This is a genomic window from Gordonia sp. (in: high G+C Gram-positive bacteria) (genome assembly GCF_049647785.1).
Taxonomy (GTDB): domain Bacteria; phylum Actinomycetota; class Actinomycetes; order Mycobacteriales; family Mycobacteriaceae; genus Gordonia.
Genome location: NZ_JBARYI010000097.1, coordinates 1 through 16,056, shown reverse-complemented (window position 1 = coordinate 16,056; position 16,056 = coordinate 1). Strand labels below are relative to the sequence as shown.

21 protein-coding genes are annotated in these 16,056 nt (G+C 65.2%); 19 read left to right on the top strand and 2 right to left on the bottom strand.

Features of this window, described 5'->3' with window-relative positions; genetic code table 11:
• The 19 genes from coaD to WBA38_RS17470 all read left to right on the top strand — a co-directional run bounded on the left by coaD (position 1) and on the right by WBA38_RS17470 (position 13,331).
• Positions 1-489 carry a pantetheine-phosphate adenylyltransferase gene (coaD, locus tag WBA38_RS17560; RefSeq protein WP_424323215.1) on the top strand — a complete coding sequence of 163 codons (489 nt, stop codon included), beginning with the start codon at positions 1-3 and terminating at the stop codon, positions 487-489.
• Positions 490-618: 129 nt separating this feature from the next.
• Positions 619-1,407: a DivIVA domain-containing protein gene (locus WBA38_RS17555; RefSeq protein WP_424323214.1), complete on the top strand. Its 789-nt coding sequence runs from the start codon at positions 619-621 to the stop codon at positions 1,405-1,407.
• A gap of 50 nt (positions 1,408-1,457) precedes the next feature.
• Positions 1,458-2,012: a YceD family protein gene (locus WBA38_RS17550; protein WP_424294336.1), complete on the top strand. Its 555-nt coding sequence runs from the start codon at positions 1,458-1,460 to the stop codon at positions 2,010-2,012.
• Positions 2,009-2,713 carry a ribonuclease III gene (rnc, locus tag WBA38_RS17545; RefSeq protein WP_424294337.1) on the top strand — a complete coding sequence of 235 codons (705 nt, stop codon included), beginning with the start codon at positions 2,009-2,011 and terminating at the stop codon, positions 2,711-2,713. The genes WBA38_RS17550 and rnc overlap by 4 nt, the downstream gene beginning before the upstream one ends.
• Positions 2,714-2,718: 5 nt before the next feature.
• Positions 2,719-3,588, top strand: a complete 870-nt coding sequence (mutM, locus tag WBA38_RS17540) for a bifunctional DNA-formamidopyrimidine glycosylase/DNA-(apurinic or apyrimidinic site) lyase (protein WP_424323213.1) — start codon at positions 2,719-2,721, stop codon at positions 3,586-3,588.
• A gap of 80 nt (positions 3,589-3,668) precedes the next feature.
• Entirely contained in the window at positions 3,669-4,421 is a 753-nt protein-coding gene (locus WBA38_RS17535; protein WP_424323212.1) for a metallophosphoesterase, read from the top strand.
• Between the two features lie 94 nt (positions 4,422-4,515).
• Positions 4,516-4,713 carry a hypothetical protein gene (locus tag WBA38_RS17530; protein WP_424323211.1) on the top strand — a complete coding sequence of 66 codons (198 nt, stop codon included), beginning with the start codon at positions 4,516-4,518 and terminating at the stop codon, positions 4,711-4,713.
• A gap of 69 nt (positions 4,714-4,782) precedes the next feature.
• Complete coding sequence (locus WBA38_RS17525) at positions 4,783-5,991, top strand: adenine-specific methyltransferase EcoRI family protein (protein ID WP_424323210.1); 1,209 nt, start codon at positions 4,783-4,785, stop codon at positions 5,989-5,991.
• A complete protein-coding gene (locus tag WBA38_RS17520) occupies positions 5,991-7,178 on the top strand; it encodes an HNH endonuclease family protein (protein ID WP_424323209.1) in 1,188 nt (395 codons plus the stop codon). Before WBA38_RS17525 ends, WBA38_RS17520 begins: the two co-directional genes overlap by 1 nt.
• A 2-nt stretch (positions 7,179-7,180) precedes the next feature.
• On the top strand, positions 7,181-8,167 hold the full coding sequence (locus WBA38_RS17515) for a hypothetical protein (protein ID WP_424323208.1): 987 nt from the start codon (positions 7,181-7,183) through the stop codon (positions 8,165-8,167).
• A gap of 211 nt (positions 8,168-8,378) precedes the next feature.
• The gene (locus tag WBA38_RS17510; protein WP_424323207.1) at positions 8,379-8,825 is read left to right on the top strand and encodes a hypothetical protein; all 447 of its coding nucleotides are present in this window, start codon (positions 8,379-8,381) and stop codon (positions 8,823-8,825) included.
• 168 nt (positions 8,826-8,993) lie between these two features.
• Entirely contained in the window at positions 8,994-9,149 is a 156-nt protein-coding gene (locus WBA38_RS17505; RefSeq protein WP_424323206.1) for a hypothetical protein, read from the top strand.
• Positions 9,146-9,712: a recombinase family protein gene (locus WBA38_RS17500; RefSeq protein WP_424323205.1), complete on the top strand. Its 567-nt coding sequence runs from the start codon at positions 9,146-9,148 to the stop codon at positions 9,710-9,712. Before WBA38_RS17505 ends, WBA38_RS17500 begins: the two co-directional genes overlap by 4 nt.
• A 62-nt stretch (positions 9,713-9,774) precedes the next feature.
• Positions 9,775-10,224, top strand: a complete 450-nt coding sequence (locus tag WBA38_RS17495; RefSeq protein ID WP_424323204.1) for a hypothetical protein — start codon at positions 9,775-9,777, stop codon at positions 10,222-10,224.
• A gap of 60 nt (positions 10,225-10,284) precedes the next feature.
• Positions 10,285-10,659 (top strand): hypothetical protein, encoded by a 375-nt coding sequence (locus WBA38_RS17490; protein ID WP_424323203.1) that lies wholly within the window; start codon positions 10,285-10,287, stop codon positions 10,657-10,659.
• Complete coding sequence (locus tag WBA38_RS17485) at positions 10,650-11,213, top strand: antirestriction protein ArdA (protein WP_424323202.1); 564 nt, start codon at positions 10,650-10,652, stop codon at positions 11,211-11,213. The genes WBA38_RS17490 and WBA38_RS17485 overlap by 10 nt, the downstream gene beginning before the upstream one ends.
• Before the next feature lie 341 nt (positions 11,214-11,554).
• On the top strand, positions 11,555-11,845 hold the full coding sequence (locus tag WBA38_RS17480; RefSeq protein WP_424323201.1) for a helix-turn-helix domain-containing protein: 291 nt from the start codon (positions 11,555-11,557) through the stop codon (positions 11,843-11,845).
• A 112-nt stretch (positions 11,846-11,957) separates the two neighbouring features.
• On the top strand, positions 11,958-12,341 hold the full coding sequence (locus WBA38_RS17475) for a hypothetical protein (RefSeq protein WP_424323200.1): 384 nt from the start codon (positions 11,958-11,960) through the stop codon (positions 12,339-12,341).
• 27 nt (positions 12,342-12,368) lie between these two features.
• Positions 12,369-13,331 (top strand): hypothetical protein, encoded by a 963-nt coding sequence (locus tag WBA38_RS17470; protein WP_424323199.1) that lies wholly within the window; start codon positions 12,369-12,371, stop codon positions 13,329-13,331.
• Between the two features lie 66 nt (positions 13,332-13,397).
• Here the strand turns inward: WBA38_RS17470 and WBA38_RS17465 are convergent, their stop codons facing one another.
• Positions 13,398-15,026: a relaxase/mobilization nuclease domain-containing protein gene (locus WBA38_RS17465; protein ID WP_424323198.1), complete on the bottom strand. Its 1,629-nt coding sequence runs from the start codon at positions 15,024-15,026 to the stop codon at positions 13,398-13,400.
• A complete protein-coding gene (locus tag WBA38_RS17460; protein WP_424323197.1) occupies positions 15,023-15,820 on the bottom strand; it encodes a plasmid mobilization protein in 798 nt (265 codons plus the stop codon). The genes WBA38_RS17465 and WBA38_RS17460 overlap by 4 nt, the downstream gene beginning before the upstream one ends.
• Between the last annotated feature and the right edge of the window lie 236 nt (positions 15,821-16,056).

Genomic DNA, 16,056 nt, shown 5'->3' with positions numbered 1-16,056 from the left:
ATGAGCGTCGCAGTCTGCCCCGGTTCGTACGATCCCTTCACTCTCGGTCACCGTTTTGTCGTCGAACGTGCCGCCCAACGGTTCGAGCGCGTTGTGGTGGCGGTGGTGGTGAATCCAAACAAGCAGGGAATGTTTGGGGTCGAGGAACGGATTTCGCTGATCGAAGACGATTGTGCTGGCCTGCCGAACGTGACCGTACGTAGCTGGACCGGCCTGGTCGTCGACCTGCTTCTGGAAGAAGGCGCCGACACCATGGTGAAGGGGTTGCGGTCGGAAACGGACTTCGCCTACGAGATGCCCATGGCGCAGATGAATCGGGAGCTCACCGGATGTGAGACCTTCTTTATGCTCACCGATCCGAAGTACGCGCACGTGTCGAGCTCGTTGGTGAAAGAGGTCGCCAAGCTCGGCGGCGATGTAACCCCATACTTGTCGAGCCATATTCATGCCGCGCTGACTGATCGACTGTCACAGACTCTGCGCGCTTAGCGAGCGTGACCAGCGCAACTTCCGACACGCCCGGCTAGCCTCCGCTGTCACAGCCGCAACATTGGGCACAATGGCCTCAGAACTATCAATGGCCGCCGAACCCGTTGGCTGAGCCGGATTGGGGAAATCGTGTACCGCGTATTTGAAGCGCTCGACGAATTGGTCGCGATCGTTGAAGAGGCCCGCACCGTGCCGATGACCGCCGGATGCGTCGTTCCGCGCGGCGACGTCCTCGAACTGCTCGACGACCTTCGCGACGCCATGCCGGGCGAACTCGACGATGCCCAGGATGTCCTCGACGAGCGTGACACGTTGGTGACGAACGCGCGTGACCACTCCGAGCGATTGATCACCGGTGCCGAAAATGACTCGGAAGCGATGCTCGCGCACGCCCGCGCGGAAGCCGACCGGATCTTGTCCGAAGCAAAGGCACGCGCGGACCGAATGATGGACGAAGCGTCGAACAACGCGCAGACCATCGTGGGCGACGCGAACGAAGAGGCGCAACGTCTCGAGCACAGTGCTGCCCGTGAACATGAAGCAGTCACCGGTCGTGCTCGCGCAGAAGCGGCCCGCGTCATTGAAGCGGGCAACGCGAACTACCACAAGTCCGTCGCCGATGGCATCGCTGAGCAGCAGCGGATGGTCTCTGAGTCGGAGGTTGTCGCGGCAGCCAAGTCCGAAGCCGGGCGCATCGTCGATGCCGCTCACGCCGAGTCTGATCGCCTGCGCGGGGATTGCGACATCTACGTGGACGACAAGCTTGCAGACTTCGAGGACATCCTCACCGGGACGCTGCGCTCGGTGCATCGCGGACGACAGCAGTTGCGGACCGGTGCCGCGATGCACGACTACGTCGAGTACCCACACGGTGTCGACGGTGACGAGCAGTCCGGTCCCACTCAGATGGCGGGCTAAGCTGCGCGAGCTTTAGTTTCCAACCGGGGTGAAGCAGTAAGATTGTCCAAGTGACTGACTCTGGATTTGTGATCGACGTCCGATCTGTACCCCGTCGTGCTGGCTCGATGATCGAGAAGGCTTGGACGATCCAGACGCCCGAGCGTCTGGGTGCCGAGATGCTCGGCATTCCCGCCGGTGGCGACGTGAGCTTTGACCTTCGGTTGGAGTCGGTCAACGAGGGCGTTCTGGTAACCGGCACCGTTGGTGGCCACGCGGTCGGACAATGCAGTCGGTGCTTAGATCCGATCGAGGACGACATCACTGTTTTCCTTACCGAACTGTTCGCCTATCCGAACAGTGAGACCGACAAGACGGCTTCGGAAGAAGAAGACCTCGAGCGAATCATCGATGAGGAAATCGACCTGGAGCAGGTCGTGATCGACGCGATCGCCACAGATCTGCCGCTGTCGCCACTGTGCACGGAAGACTGCCCGGGACTGTGCCAGACCTGTGGCATCAAGCTGGCCGACGCTGAGCCCGATCATCACCACGACCTGATTGATCCCCGGTGGGCCAAGCTGGCCGACAAGATCAAGCCCGGTGCGGAGGGCGATTCGAAGTGAGCAAGCGGCCCGATACGACGCTCCTCACTGACGTTCTCGGCGTCACGATCAGCGACGAGTTGTTGACGCTGGCGCTGACGCACCGGTCGTACGCGTACGAGAATGGCGGCTTGCCGACCAACGAGCGCCTGGAGTTCCTGGGCGACGCGGTGCTCGGTGTCGTGGTCACCGAACGCCTGTACCTCGGCTTCCCCGACCGTCCAGAAGGTGAGTTGGCGAAGATTCGGGCCAGCGTGGTCAACATGAACGCCCTCGCCGACGTCGCCCGCGACCTCGGCGAAGGCGGTCTCGGTGCGCATCTCTATTTGGGGCGCGGTGAAGAGCTGACCGGCGGTCGCGACAAGGCTTCGATCTTGGCGGACGGCTTAGAGTCACTGTTCGGTGCGATTTTCCTTGATCACGGTATTGAGGTTGCCCAGCAGGTCATCCTGAATCTGTTTGAACCGATCATCGAGCGGTCGGGGAGCCTCGGTGCCGGGCTCGATTGGAAGACGTCGCTGCAAGAGCTGTCGGCGGAGCGGAGTCTCGGTCAGCCGCAGTACCTGATTTCGTCGACCGGTCCCGATCACAACAAGGAGTTCACGGCCACCGCGGTTGTCGGAGGCGACGAGCTCGGTGACGGTGTCGGCAGAACCAAGAAGGAAGCCGAGCAGCACGCCGCTGAGCTTGCGTGGAAGACGCTCAACGAGCGACCCCGGTAGGGACCGTGCCGGAACTTCCTGAAGTCGAGACCATTCGGCTCGGATTGGCTGCGCATGTGCTCGGCCGGGCCATCGGCGACGTTGAGGTGCTGCACCCGCGCGCCGTTCGCCGCCATATCGGCGGAGCTGTTGACCTCTCGAGCCGGTTGCGCGGCAAGCGTTTTACCTCCGTCGAACGGCGCGGCAAATACCTATGGCTGGTGGCTTCCGACGACACAGATGAGGTGGCGACGGTTGTGCATCTGGGGATGAGCGGGCAAATGCTCATCGCCGAGCAGGGGAGTGAAGATCCCGTGCACCTGCGGATCCGCGCGACACTTGACGGTAACCACGAACTCCGATTCGTCGACCAGCGGACCTTCGGCGGCTGGCACCTGGACGAGTTGGTCGAGGGCGCAGGTCGTCGCCTCCCGGAGTCCGTCGCTCACATCGCGCCCGACCCGTTCGAGGAAGCCTTCGACCGCGCCGCAGCGATTGATGCTCTCCGACGCCGCGACACCGAGATCAAGCGTGCAATCCTGGATCAGACGGTGATTTCCGGCGTCGGCAACATTTACGCCGACGAATCCCTCTGGCGTGCCCACCTTCATGGGCGGCGTCGTACACGCGGGATTCCTAAGGCCAAACTCGGCGAACTCGTCGACCATGCCACCGACGTGATGGCCGAGGCGATCAACGTCGGCGGCACGTCGTTCGACGACCTCTACGTCAACGTGAATGGGCAGTCCGGGTACTTCGACAGGAATCTACATTCATATGGCAGACATGGCCGACCATGTCCGAGGTGCGGAACGCTCATCGTGAGGGAGCAGTTCATGAATCGGGGCTCCCACTTCTGCCCGAAGTGTCAGCCACCGCCACGAAGTAGGCGCTGACCGGAGCCGGTGAACACCCCGGCCGGTTCATTACTTGCATATGCAAGTAAAACCGAGCCTTATATATAGAGGGGGAGCCCGTGACCATCACCTACGCCATTCCCGACACCCACGGTTGCCTCGACGAGCTGCGCGACGCCCTGACCAAGGTCGATCTCTCCGACCCGTCGACCCATCTCGTGTTGCTCGGAGACTACGTCGACCGCGGTCCCGACAGCGCCGGTGTGCTCGCCGCCGTCAAGGCCCTCTGCGACGCCCACCCCGACCAGGTGACCCCGCTCGCCGGCAACCACGAGCGCTGGTTCCTCGATTGGCTCGGCGCCGACGACAACGACCCCGCCTGGCTGCTGGCCGACACCGGCCTGGTCACGATCAAGTCGTTCCTGCCGACCCAGGTCGTCGAGCAGGCCGTCGCCGAGCTGGCGGGCGGGTCCATCGACACCGTCAACGCCACCCTCAAGCGCGAGATCAGCGCCCGTCATGACGATCTGATCGCCTGGCTGCGGGAGCGGCCGCTGTACTACGAGACCGCCACGCACCTCTACGTCCACGCTGGTGTCGACGAGGAGGCCGGACCGATGTGGAAGGCGGTGACGATCGATGAGACGTTCACCGAGAAGTTTCCGCCGTCGCTCGGCCCGACCTCGGTCGGCAAGGTTATCGTCGCCGGCCACACCGGCGTCGGCCCGCTGCACGCGAAGGAGGGCCGGATGCGCTGCTGGGAGCCATTCGTCGACGCTGGCCACATTTACCTCGACGGGCGGGTCGAGAACACCGGCGTGCACAATGTCATGCGCTACGACGCAGCGACGCGCACGACGACCTTCCTCTGACTTGAGACATGAGCATCCGCCGGCCGGTGGCGGGCGGGTGCTTGTTCTCTCGATTCGCTGTGCGCCGTCCTCTGCACGCGATCTACTGGTGGGTGTGGACGACGACGAGACGATGACCGAGGCGCAGATCGACGCCGAGTTCGAACGAACGCAGCCCATTGGCAACGCGATCAACGCGCTTGCGCAGGCTGAGCTGGCCGTCGCCGCCGTCGACGAGCTTGACCCGACCGTCGCTGCACGGCTGGAGCAGATGCTCGCTGTCGTCGCCGACGAGATCCAGCGAGACCGCTGACCGGGTGAATCTCGCTGTGGGCCAGTGGCGGTGACCTAACATGTCTGATTCCTCTAATACGATCAGACCATGACCAGCACAACCGCGCCCGTGTCGCACCGGACCGGCAGTCTCAACGCCGCGAAGAAGGCTAAGAACGACGAGTTCTATACCCAGTGGGCCGACATCGAGCGCGAGATGAATGCGTACCTCGACTACGACCCAGACCTCTTCCGCAACAAGGTCGTCCTGCTGCCGTGCGATGACCCGGAGTGGTCGCAGTTCGCCAAGTTCTTCGCCCTGCACTTCCATGACTTCGGCCTGAGGAAGTTGATCGCGACATCTTTCGCCCCTGACAGCAACCCCGGCCTGTCGTCCTACCAACCGACGCTGTTCGAGACCGAGTCGCCGCAATTCGACGAGGCTAAGACCCGCGCCAACGGCAAGCTGTTCGTGCTCGACCGCGACATCAACGGCGACGGCATCGTCAACATCGACGACCTGCAGTGGGAGTACCTGGCCGGCGACGGTGACTTCCGCTCCGCTGAGGTCACCGCGCTGCGGGATGAAAGCGACATCGTCATCACGAACCCGCCGTTCAGCCTGTTCCGCGAGTTCGTGAACTGGCTCGTCGCTGCTGGCAAGAAGTACTCGGTGGTGGGCAACAGCAATGCCACCACCTACGTCGAGATCTTCCCGCTGATCCAGCGCAACGAGCTGTGGAAGGGTGCCACGGCCAACAACACCGACATGATCTTCGGCGTGCCCAAGGGTGCTCCGGTCAAGGAGGCCGACCGGCTCAAAGCCGAGAAGGCCGGTTACCCGTCGACCGATGACTACGACTTCACCCGGCTGGGCAACTCCTGTTGGTTCACCAACATCGACCACGGCCGCCGCCACGAACCGCTGCAACTCATGACGATGGACGACAACGTCAAGTTCTCCAAGCACAAGGAGATCCGCGGCGTCGGCTACGAGCGCTACTACAACTTCGCCGAGGCCATCGAGGTCCCGTTCGTCGATGCCATCCCGGCCGACTATGACGGCATCATGGGCGTGCCGATCACCTTCCTGGACAAGTACAACCCCGACCAGTTCGAGATCCTGGCCCACGGCGACGACATGGAAGGACTACGCCAACTAGGCGTCGACACGCTTGGCGAGGAGTTCGTCAAGACCTACTACGAGCAGGGCGGCACCGGTGGCAACAGCCCTGGGCACCGACGGCTCGGTCTGACCAACCCCAACTACCGCACCGCCTACAAGCGCATCATGATCCGCCACAAGGCAGGTGCCTGATGGAGACCACGCTGCACCAGTTCTCCGTCGAGAAGGTCCTGGAGGGCTTCCACTACAACGAGCTCGAAGGCAAGGGCCTCTACGGTCTGAACGGCAAGCTCACCATCCAGCCCGAGTTCCAGCGCAACTACATCTACGGCGACGGCAAGAAGGACGTGGCCGTCATCGACTCGGTGCTCAAGGGCTATCCGCTGGGCCTGATCTACTTCAGCGTCGCCGACGGCGGTCAGCTCGAAGTGCTCGACGGCCAGCAGCGCATCACCTCGCTCGGACGGTTCGTCACAGGCCGGTTCGCAATCCAGTGGGAGGGGCGCGAGCAGACGTTCGGCTCGCTGCCCAAGGAGCTGCAGGACCGGATCACCGAGCACACCCTGCTCATCTACGAGTGCGAGGGCACCGAGCCCGAGATCAAGCAGTGGTTCCAGACCATCAACATCGCCGGCGTTCCGCTCAACACCCAGGAGTTGCTCAACGCCATCTACTCGGGCCCGTTCGTGACCGCGGCCAAGGCCGTCTACTCCAACTCCAACAACGCGAACATGCAGAAGTGGCTGTCCTACGTCAAGGGCGACCCCAAGCGCCAGGACGTGCTGGCCACCGCGCTCCGGTGGATCTCCGACGACCAGGACATCGATGTCGACGGCTACCTGGCCGCCCACCGCCACGACGTCGGCTGCAAGCAGCTGCAGGCCTACTTCGACGAGGTCATCGCGTGGATCGACCAGGTCTTCACCCGCTCGCCGGACAAGGAAATGCGCGGCCTGGAGTGGGGCCGCCTCTACGAGGCTTACCACCATCACCACTTCGACCCGGCCAAGGTCGATGCGCGGATCGACGCGCTGCGCGGCGACGGCGCGGTGAAGAACGACCGCGGTGTCTACGAGTACGTGCTGACCGAGCTGGCGCCCGGGGTCGACGCCGATCCGCAGCTGCTCGACGTGCGGCTGTTCGAGGCCAGCGTCAAGAAGCAGGCCTACGCCCAGCAGACCACGGCGGCGAAGACCGCGGGCACCTCGAACTGCCCGACCTGTGCCGCTGGCGGCAACAACAACAACGCCAAGCGGATCTACAAGGCCGCCGAGATGGAGGCCGACCACGTCTCGGCCTGGAGCAAGGGCGGCGCTTCCACTCTGGCCAACTGCGAAATGCTCTGCATCACCCACAATCGGGCGAAGGGTAACCGCTAGCGATGATCGAGAGGTCTATCGACTTCGAGCGCCGTCGCTACATGCGCTGCCAAACGTGCTCCCACGAGTGGGAGGTCGCCGTCGGTGACGAGCCGTGCCCGGAATGCGGAACCGATGGCACCAGCGAGCACTACCCGACTTTCTGGGTGCGTCCGCACGATCCGGTTCACGACGACGACACCGTGCGAGACACCTACTGGTATCACTCGTCGACCCACGCTGTCTGGCCCGACAAGGACTTCGACCCGACTGCGCAGCTCACCGACGTGTGTAGGCAGCACATGGAGTCTTCACGTCCCGGGGCCGTCGAGCGCTGGGCAGCAGATCAGAAAGCCAAAGCGCTCCATGTCGGCACCTACGAGGCCGCCATCGAGAACATGCTCCGCAGAATGAACCGGCAGAGCGACGCGGCAAGCCAGTTCTACCTCCACCGCGTTCGGCTCCGGCCCGATTGCGTCATCGAGCCCGGCATCCACAAGGAACTGCGCAGCCTCATGGGCGATGTCCAGCTATCGGACGAGTGCGCACCGGGCGTCGAGGTGTACCGCTACGTCAACGTCCACGAAGACCAGTCCAGTGTGTCGCTCGCCGTTGAGATCAGCGCGGTCGGGAGCGTCCAGAGCATCCCGATCCCGCTGGCAGTCGATGCTGACGATCCAGAGCTGCGCGCCGCCACGGCCCGCCTGGTCTCCGCGGCCGCCAGGCCACCGGTGGTGTTGCCCGAGACCGACGACCCGCTCGAACAGATGCTGCGCCGCTACAACCCACCGGCGACCCCCCTGGCGTCCGAAGCCGGTGCTCTTCTCCAAGAAGCGTCTGACCGGCTGCCGCCACGGCTGCGGGACGACTTTAGCGTCGGGTTCGACGAGGCCGGGTTCTCCACAGACTCCAGCGTGTACCCGGCCAAGCTCATCGGCCTGCAACGTTTGATCGCGGATCCGCAAGCGGCCATCGACACGTTTTCGGCGCAGCCGTGGCGGAGCGTGTAGCCGCACCATCACCGCGACGACCCGCGCTGGCTGCACGCAGCAGGCGCGGGTCTTGCCGTTTCAGTCCGTCCGCAAGCCGGTTGGTCAGCGAGGCACTCTCCGAGCGGCCGGCCGATGGCAGGCCGCCCAGGTCGCGAAGTCGCACAACACCCGTCCATCCGACCGACAGGTGAAGGTCCGCCAATAGACGCGCGCTGAGATACTCGGCCTCATGAGTGAGTCCGGGTACCCCGCAGCGTTGGCAACACACATCGGTTACGTCGTACTGGAGGCCGCCGAGGTGGAGGCCCAGATCGGCGAGCTGATCGTCCTACACACAGGTCGCGATAGCCCCGATCCATCGTGGTGGGCCAGCGGCGAGACCCTCGCCAAGGCTATCGAGAAGATCGGCGACCCTGAACTACAGCCGATTGCCGACGAGATGCGAAAGTTGCTGCCCCATCGCAACGCGATTGTCCACGGCCTGTTTCCTGGGTACGGACGGAGCCGAATGACGTTGAAGCGCGCCAAGGGCAAGAAGGGTAGCACCCCCTCGTTCGAGCTGGCCGGGGAATGGACCGACGAGGCGCTCGAGGATTTGGCGCGTCGGTTCCGAGCAATGCTCCCGGTGATTGATCACGCCATCCGCGAGGCGATCGGCCTCCCTCCTCGAACGTAGATTCGATCTACTGGGGTACTCCCAAAGTGACAACCCCTCAAGGCTGCATAATGCGTCTCAATAGGGTGGGTACTCGCTATTTATTGACAGGTGTCAACACATGCCTTAGACTTGCATTGACAGATACCGAGTGCCGCGACGGACGCGGACGACGACAGGAGACACCCCATGCCGAACGCAACCATCGCATTCGATCGCGACATCGTCGTCGTCCAGCATGATCCCTCGGTCCCGCTGCACATCGTCGAGCACGACGACCAACGCAGCAGGACGATCCGGCCCCGCGGCCCGCACCGCCATATTGTCGTCACCGAGATGAAGTGACCGGCCAGCGCGTCGGCTACGTGCGCGTCAGCACGGCCGATCAGAACGAGGTCCGCCAGCTCGACGGTGTCGAGCTGGACGAGATCTTCGTCGACAAGGCCAGTGGTAGGACCCGTGACCGCGACAAGCTCGACGCGCTGATCAAGTACGTCCGCAAGGGCGACACGGTGTTCGTCCACTCCCTCGACCGCCTGGCCCGCAACGTCACCGACCTGCAGGAGATCATCGCCGAACTGAACGGCAAGGGCGTGCGCGTCGAGATCACCACGCAAGGTCTGGTGTTCACCGGCGACGACAACCCGATGACCAAGCTGCTGCTCCAGATGCTCGGTGCTGTCGCGGAGTTCGAGCTGGCGACCATCCGGGAGCGCCAGGCCGAGGGCATCGCCAAGGCCAAGGCAGCGGGCAAGTACAAAGGCCGCAAGGCCGCGCTCACACCGGAGCAGGCTCAGGAGATCTCTCGCCGCCACGCCGGCGGTGCGGGCGAGGGGATCACCGCACTGGCCAAGGAGTTCGACGTCTCTCGGCAGACGGTTTACCGCTACCTGGCCGAGGTCCGGTAGCCGCGACGGCATAGCCGACGCCGAGAGCCTCCTCGACACCCCACTTCGAGGAGGCTTCTCGCATGTCCACTCCCAATGCGTCCCCAGCAACGATGACCGCTACCCGGTCCGGTTCCCGCGTCGTCGTCACGCGCACCGACGACGGTCTGATCGCCGGCACCGAGCCGATCGTCTCCGTCATGGTCGACAGCGGCGAAGTCTTGAGCTTCACGCCGGCCACCGCCGCGGTCCTGGCCGCCATGCTCGCCCGCGCCGCGACGGACACGATCGCGGTGAAGATCCTGGTCACGAACTCGTACCCGGATGCGACCTTCACCCACGTCTACGACGTCACCGTGCCTGCGCTCCGCGATGACGAGTACGCCGACGACTGGTGCTACGACTGCCTCTGGGAGCACACCGGCGAGGGACCCGAGTACGCCAACACCCCCGCTGCCTACGAGGTCGAGATTCTCAGTGCACCAGAGCCTTTCGCGCACCTCGTCGGCCTGAAAGTCGATTCCTACGGGTAAGCGCCGGCAGAGCCGTCGACGGCCGCCACCTCGAACACCACACCGAGGGAGGGACCGCCCATGACCATGACCATCTGCGACCCGTGGGTCGAACGCCACATCGCCGCCGGCCGGCTGTCGCCGGGAGCCCGAGGGCTCACCCGCGAGGCCGCTGCGACGCAGTACAACGAGTGCAACGGTCTTGTTCGGTCGGATGAGGATCACCTCTACACGCCTGGTCAGGCCGCTACGATCGCCCGCGAGTTGCTGGGCGACATCGGCGTCGAGATCGCTGAGGGCTCGCGCATCCTGCTCACCGACATGACCGGTGGGGCGAGGTGCTGGTCATACCTCGTGGAGCCATCGCAGCTCGCTTTCGCCTGCGAACAGCATCGACTCGTCACCGGCGAGAACATCAATGCCGAAGCAATCGAAGGGGCACTGCCATGGGCATGAAACCGAACGTCGCCATCACCGAACCCGACCGTCCGCAAATCTGGGTCGGTTGCTTCCGATGCAGAAATGACGGCCTGCTCGTCGGAACCTGGTTCGACGCCGTTGGCGCAGCCGACATCACCGTCGCCGACGTTCACCGCGGTTCCGGGGTCGACTGGGCAGAGGAGGGCTGCGAGGAGATCTGGGTCTTCGACCTGGACGGATGCTGGCCGATCAACGCCGAGATGGACACGGTGACCGCGGCACGGTGGGCCGAGCGGTACGAAGAGGTCGGCCCGACCCAGTGGCCGGCGTTCTGTGCGCTCGCCCGCTCCGAGCACATGATCGACCCCGAGGATGCCGACGTTCAGCAGTTCACCGACCGGTACCGGGGCGAGTGGGAGTCGTTCGAGGAGTACGCGCGCGACTACGTCGAGAGCGTCGGCGAGCAGCAGTCGTGGCCGGAGGAGGCCAAGACGTACTTCGACCTCGCTCGGTACGCGGCTGATTTGAAGCACGGCCACACGGTCGAGGACAGCCCCTACGGCGGCGTCTACGTGTTCAGCGACTCGTGATCGCCCCGGGGCTGGCCGCTGCGCGAGCCGGCCCCCAGGTCATTCACCTATACGACACAGGACTTTGCAGGGGGTGTGAGCTAGGTCTCAGTTCTTGACACGACCTGCTACCCTCTTAGACGTATAGATAGGCCACCGCGGGGGCGGTCTGCCCAGCTCATCGCCTATTTTCTGTCACAAACCCCTGGTACCAATGAACGCGTCGTCCTGATGGGCGGCGCGTTTTCTTTTGCGCTGTGCGACGATGCCTGTGTCGCAGTAGTGCACCATAAGTCGGACGCGACAGATCGACCATGATTCGCACAGCAGGGAGGACCGCATGAACATGACAAGATGGGCCCGTGCCCGCACCCGACGCCTATATCCCGCAGCGAGAGTTACTCGCGCGGCCCGTGCGTCGTGAAGCCGTGGGGCGAGCGCTTCGCGCAGCCCGGGTCGCGGCGGGTCTCAACAAGCAGCAGGCGGCAGCGGCTAGTGGCCTGTCCAGGCATTCGTTGATGCGCTTGGAAGCGGGCAGCGGCTCGATGAATTTGGATCGCTTGTGGTCGTTGGCCAGGGCGTACAGCACTACGCCCAGCGCGATTCTCGCTGCCGCCGAGGCCGACGGGGCCGCCGAGACGCTCAAGCCCTAACCGGCTACTCCGCACCACCGCTCACTCCCACGACGTCGACACCCTCGACGTCCGCACCCGTGCACGGGTGCCCGCACACACCACCTGACACCACCACCTGGGAACCACCACCATGAAAACTCGCATCATCACCGCTCTGACCGCGCTGTTCGTCGCCGTCGCTGCTCTGGCCGGCACCACCGCGACCGCTCCCGAGGCCTCTGCCCGCGTCTCGTCAGGCAAGTACACCTGGACCACGACGAAAACCCTCACTGGTGCCAGAGGCTCTTACCCGGTCACCATCCGTGGGAACGTACTGACGCTCGACATTCGGGGCACCATCATCGGCGCGTCCAAGCACGCTCGCATCCACCAGACCCGCACCGGCGGGTTCTTCGACTATGGCGGCAACCGGTACGTGCTGCGCAAGTCAGGCCGTAAGTACGTCGGCGAGGAACTGTGGCTGACCATCAACGGCGCCGTCGTGGGCCGCACGAGCCTCACGCCGCGCCGCTGACCGCACCCGCGACCTCGAAGGAGAGCCATGTCTGACCTTGACCTCTACGCCATTCACGGACTCGACCGCAGGGTCCCGTCGCCGGAACTGGCCGCGCAGCTGACCAGTCAGCTCAACGCTGCCGCCGACCCTGTCGCTCGCCAACGGCTCGACATCGCGCGATCCATCCTCGGAGATCCGCAGCGTCGAGCGCGCTACGACGCCCAGCTCAGCGACCCGCAGGCCCCACCAATCACCGAGCGGGTCCTCGCGGCCCTGGCCGGTCGTCCCGCGCCTGTGCAGGCCAAATCGTCTGCCTTCGCGCGGCCGCGTGTCCTGGCTGCACTCGCAGCCTTCCTCGGCGTCCTGCTGATCGTCGTGATCTCTGCCGTCGCGTGCAGTGGGGGCGACGACGACAGCGACAGCAGCCGCGACGCCGCTACGCCTGGCACGACGTCGACCCTGACGACGGAGCAGAAGAAGCCCGCGACCGTCTACTCGGCCGAATACCGCTCGGACGACGCGTCATTCGTCCCGAGCGCGGCCATGCGGATCGACGAGGTGCTCGATCTGGAGAGCACTGCCCGCAAGTTGGGATGGACAGGCAGTGACTTCGGTTCGTCGACCACGACGAGCCTCTCGCTCGCCCGCGTCAACGAGTCGGGAAACCTTGAGCTGACGTGGTGTGACGCGCCGTCCCCAGATGTCCCCACATCGCGCATGAAGTGCTTCGCAGTCACCGCCTCTTCCGACCTCCGACTGCTGACCGAGGTCGCGTTCCCGCAATCCGAGCGAGGCACGCACACGAGCAAGGGCGGGAAGACCGGCGGACTCTTCGCGTACGTCCGCGTCACTAGCGGCGACCGACTGCCGGCCGAGGCCATCACGGTCAAGGGCGGCTATACGAAACTGGAGGCCTCGGAGTTGGTAGCCGGCGAGCGCGACGACGTCGCGTACTTCGTGGTGCCGGGTGACCTGACGCTCTACAAGGCAACGGTCGTCCGCGACTGACCAACCCACGCAGCACAGAACCCCCTCACCCGATTCGGGTGAGGGGGTTCTTCTTTATGCGGTCAGCTACTTCGACAAGCGCTCTTTCTCCAGGTCGTCGACCCGAGCGGCGTTGCCCTTGAACTTCGACCGCCGCTCCCGGGCGGCCTCCGCGGCCTCGCCGCACGTCGCGGTCGGCACGCCCTTGGGGTGCTTGGCCTTGGCCGCCACCATGCCGCGCGCCCGCAGCGTCGTGCCGTCGACGAGTCGGGCGTCCAGCGTCGCCGCCATCGCCGCGGCCGAGTTGAGCGACGTGTCGGCCCGCCAGCGCGCCTGCGCACGCTCGTGGGCCTGGTCCCAGGCCGTCATCGGACGGATCTTCCCGGACTTGGCGTCCTTGATCTCGCGGCCCGCGCGAAGCTCTCGCAGCCCCTCCATCACCGCCGCGTTCTCGTGCTCCAAGGCCCGCGCCACCGAGTAGGAATCGTCGCGCACGCTCTCCAGCTCCGGCTCAGGCTTCTCCGGCTCCTGAGCCGCTGCGGCCATGAGCTTGCGCACGGCCTCCTGCGCCCCCTCTCCACGCGCGTCGACGGTCACCGGCTCGACCACCGGCTCCGGTGCCGCCGTCGCCTCTGCGGGGCGCTCAGGGGTCTTCGCCGCCGCCTTGCCGCGGGTGCGCGGCGGTGCGAACACCGAGTCGGGGATCGACTCCTCGGCCGCCGCTTCGCGGGCCAGCTCGACGGCCTCGCGCTCGGCTAGCTCGACGCCGACCTGCTCGGCCCACCCCTTCGCCGTGAGGTCGTCAGAGAATGTCGAGGCCTTCCGGCGGCGCACCCGCGGCTTCGCGTCCTCGTCGGTGTCGTCGAGCATCTTGTAGGTCCAGCCGATCGAGTCGTGGCCCTGCGGCTCCGGTTCGCCGGCCCTGCGCGCACGCTCGACCTCGGCGGCCTTTGGCTTGATCCGCGAGACCTTCGCCTCCAGCGCGACGCCCTCAAGACCGAGGGCTTCGGTGAGCTTCTCGGTGGCGTTCTCGCGAGTCAGCTCCGGGTCGGCCAGGACCCCACGCATGCACTCGTCGACGCGGTCGCCGAGCTTCTGGTCGAACGCGCCCTTTGCCGAGCGCTTGTCCTCCCAGTACGACGCCCGGGTGCGCTCAACGGTGACAGTTTCGCCGTCGAGCACCTGCTGCTGCACCTTCGTCTTCCAGGTCGGCTCAATCACACGAAGGTCCCACTCGCGGGCCAACTCGTCGTTCACCTTCTGCACCTGGTGGTGCAGGTGGCCGTGCCGCAACGCCAGGCCGGTTCGCTCGTTGTGGTTGACGATCTTGATGTGGTTGTGCGGGTGCCCGCCGGCGCCGTCGACGTGCGTGATGACGAGGGCGAGGGAGTCCGGATGCAGGCGTTTTGCAAGCGCGTACCCGGCGTCGTTGACCCGTTGGACCGCGTCGGGGTCGCTCGGGTCGAACTCCGACTTTTCGAAGGACTGGATCAGCGAATGGGTCTCGCACTTGCGCCCCTTCGCCTCGGCGACCTGCTCCGCGTACGCGACGTACTCCCACGGGTCGCCGAGGTCGCATTTCATCGCCGCGACGCGGTCGGTGCCGGCCGCCAGATTCTCCTTGTGCTTCTTGGTCCACTTCGCGCCGTACAGCTCGTAGTAGACCGCGCCATGCGTCCGCCCCCGCGACAGACGGCGGACGTTCGTCGTGCTCATGCGCCCGCCCGTACCGTGCCGCCCAGAAGGCGCTCGGACACCGCGAGCGCCTCGTCGAGCCGGCCCAATTCGTCGCGCACCTCGTCGGGCGTCTCGGTTCCGGCCCAGTAGCACAGGGCCTTCTCACGGTTGCAGGTTCTCGTCCATGCGTTGAGCGCCTCGCCAGCGGAATCCAGAGCCTCCACCGCGTCATCAAGGCTCGACTCCTCGGCCAGTGCCGTCGTCATCGCCGCCAAGGAATCGACCACGTCCTCGACGACACCGACCGCCGGCACCGGACCGTCCTCGCCGTAGCGCCAGCCATCGAAAACCAGCGGCTCCATCGCCACGGTCCCCCTCTTTTCCGTCTGCCGCACCTGGCGCAGGTTGACCCCGATCCGTGTCACCGCCACCCGAGCACGGGCCAGCGATCGCGTCTGCTCCATCGTGCGGCCCGACTGCTGCGCGATCTGCGTCGGCATGGACGCCCGGTCGATCAAATCCATGACCGCACCGCGCACCAGCTTCGTCGGATCGAGGTCGTGCTCGGCGGCGTAGGCCACCACGCGCAGCGCCTCGCTCTCGGTGAACCCGTCACCGAGATCCGAGCGCCTCGCCTCCCGTGCGGCGTCGAGCGCCGCACCGCGGACCAACGCCGAGACCGAGAGGCCTGCGGCCTCTGCTCGCCGCTTCACGGCTGCAAATTCGCTAGGCGCGAATTTGCAGCCGACGAAGCGACTTCGCGACTCCGCCCTAGCCGTCTGCTTCGCAGCCGTCCCAGTCGTCGGCCGCTCCTCCTGCTTCGCAGTCGTCACGTCCTCCTCCTCCCACCATCGTCGAAACTTCGTTTCTCCATTCATCGTAGCGCCTTGGTGGTGCAAGCAACACAATCGTTTAACGTCGGCTCCGCCGCCGTCAAACGATTGCACGCCGCCTTCGGCGGACGTCATCAGGTGGGCTGCGCCCCCCTCGCGCTGCGCGCTCACCCCTGCTCTCCCCAGAATCTCCGGACCTGGCGGTCCGGCCGCGCCCGGAAAACCGGGCGGTGGTG

Coding starts and splice junctions, on each gene's coding strand:
- WBA38_RS17465 (WP_424323198.1), bottom strand. CDS start 15,026: ATGAGCACGACGAACGTCCGCCGTCTGTCGCGGGGGCGGACGCATGGC.
- WBA38_RS17510 (WP_424323207.1), top strand. CDS start 8,379: ATGAGTGAGTCCGGGTACCCCGCAGCGTTGGCAACACACATCGGTTAC.
- WBA38_RS17475 (WP_424323200.1), top strand. CDS start 11,958: ATGAAAACTCGCATCATCACCGCTCTGACCGCGCTGTTCGTCGCCGTC.
- WBA38_RS17505 (WP_424323206.1), top strand. CDS start 8,994: ATGCCGAACGCAACCATCGCATTCGATCGCGACATCGTCGTCGTCCAG.
- WBA38_RS17525 (WP_424323210.1), top strand. CDS start 4,783: ATGACCAGCACAACCGCGCCCGTGTCGCACCGGACCGGCAGTCTCAAC.
- WBA38_RS17515 (WP_424323208.1), top strand. CDS start 7,181: ATGATCGAGAGGTCTATCGACTTCGAGCGCCGTCGCTACATGCGCTGC.
- WBA38_RS17520 (WP_424323209.1), top strand. CDS start 5,991: ATGGAGACCACGCTGCACCAGTTCTCCGTCGAGAAGGTCCTGGAGGGC.
- WBA38_RS17495 (WP_424323204.1), top strand. CDS start 9,775: ATGTCCACTCCCAATGCGTCCCCAGCAACGATGACCGCTACCCGGTCC.
- WBA38_RS17470 (WP_424323199.1), top strand. CDS start 12,369: ATGTCTGACCTTGACCTCTACGCCATTCACGGACTCGACCGCAGGGTC.
- WBA38_RS17490 (WP_424323203.1), top strand. CDS start 10,285: ATGACCATGACCATCTGCGACCCGTGGGTCGAACGCCACATCGCCGCC.
- WBA38_RS17485 (WP_424323202.1), top strand. CDS start 10,650: ATGGGCATGAAACCGAACGTCGCCATCACCGAACCCGACCGTCCGCAA.
- coaD (WP_424323215.1), top strand. CDS start 1: ATGAGCGTCGCAGTCTGCCCCGGTTCGTACGATCCCTTCACTCTCGGT.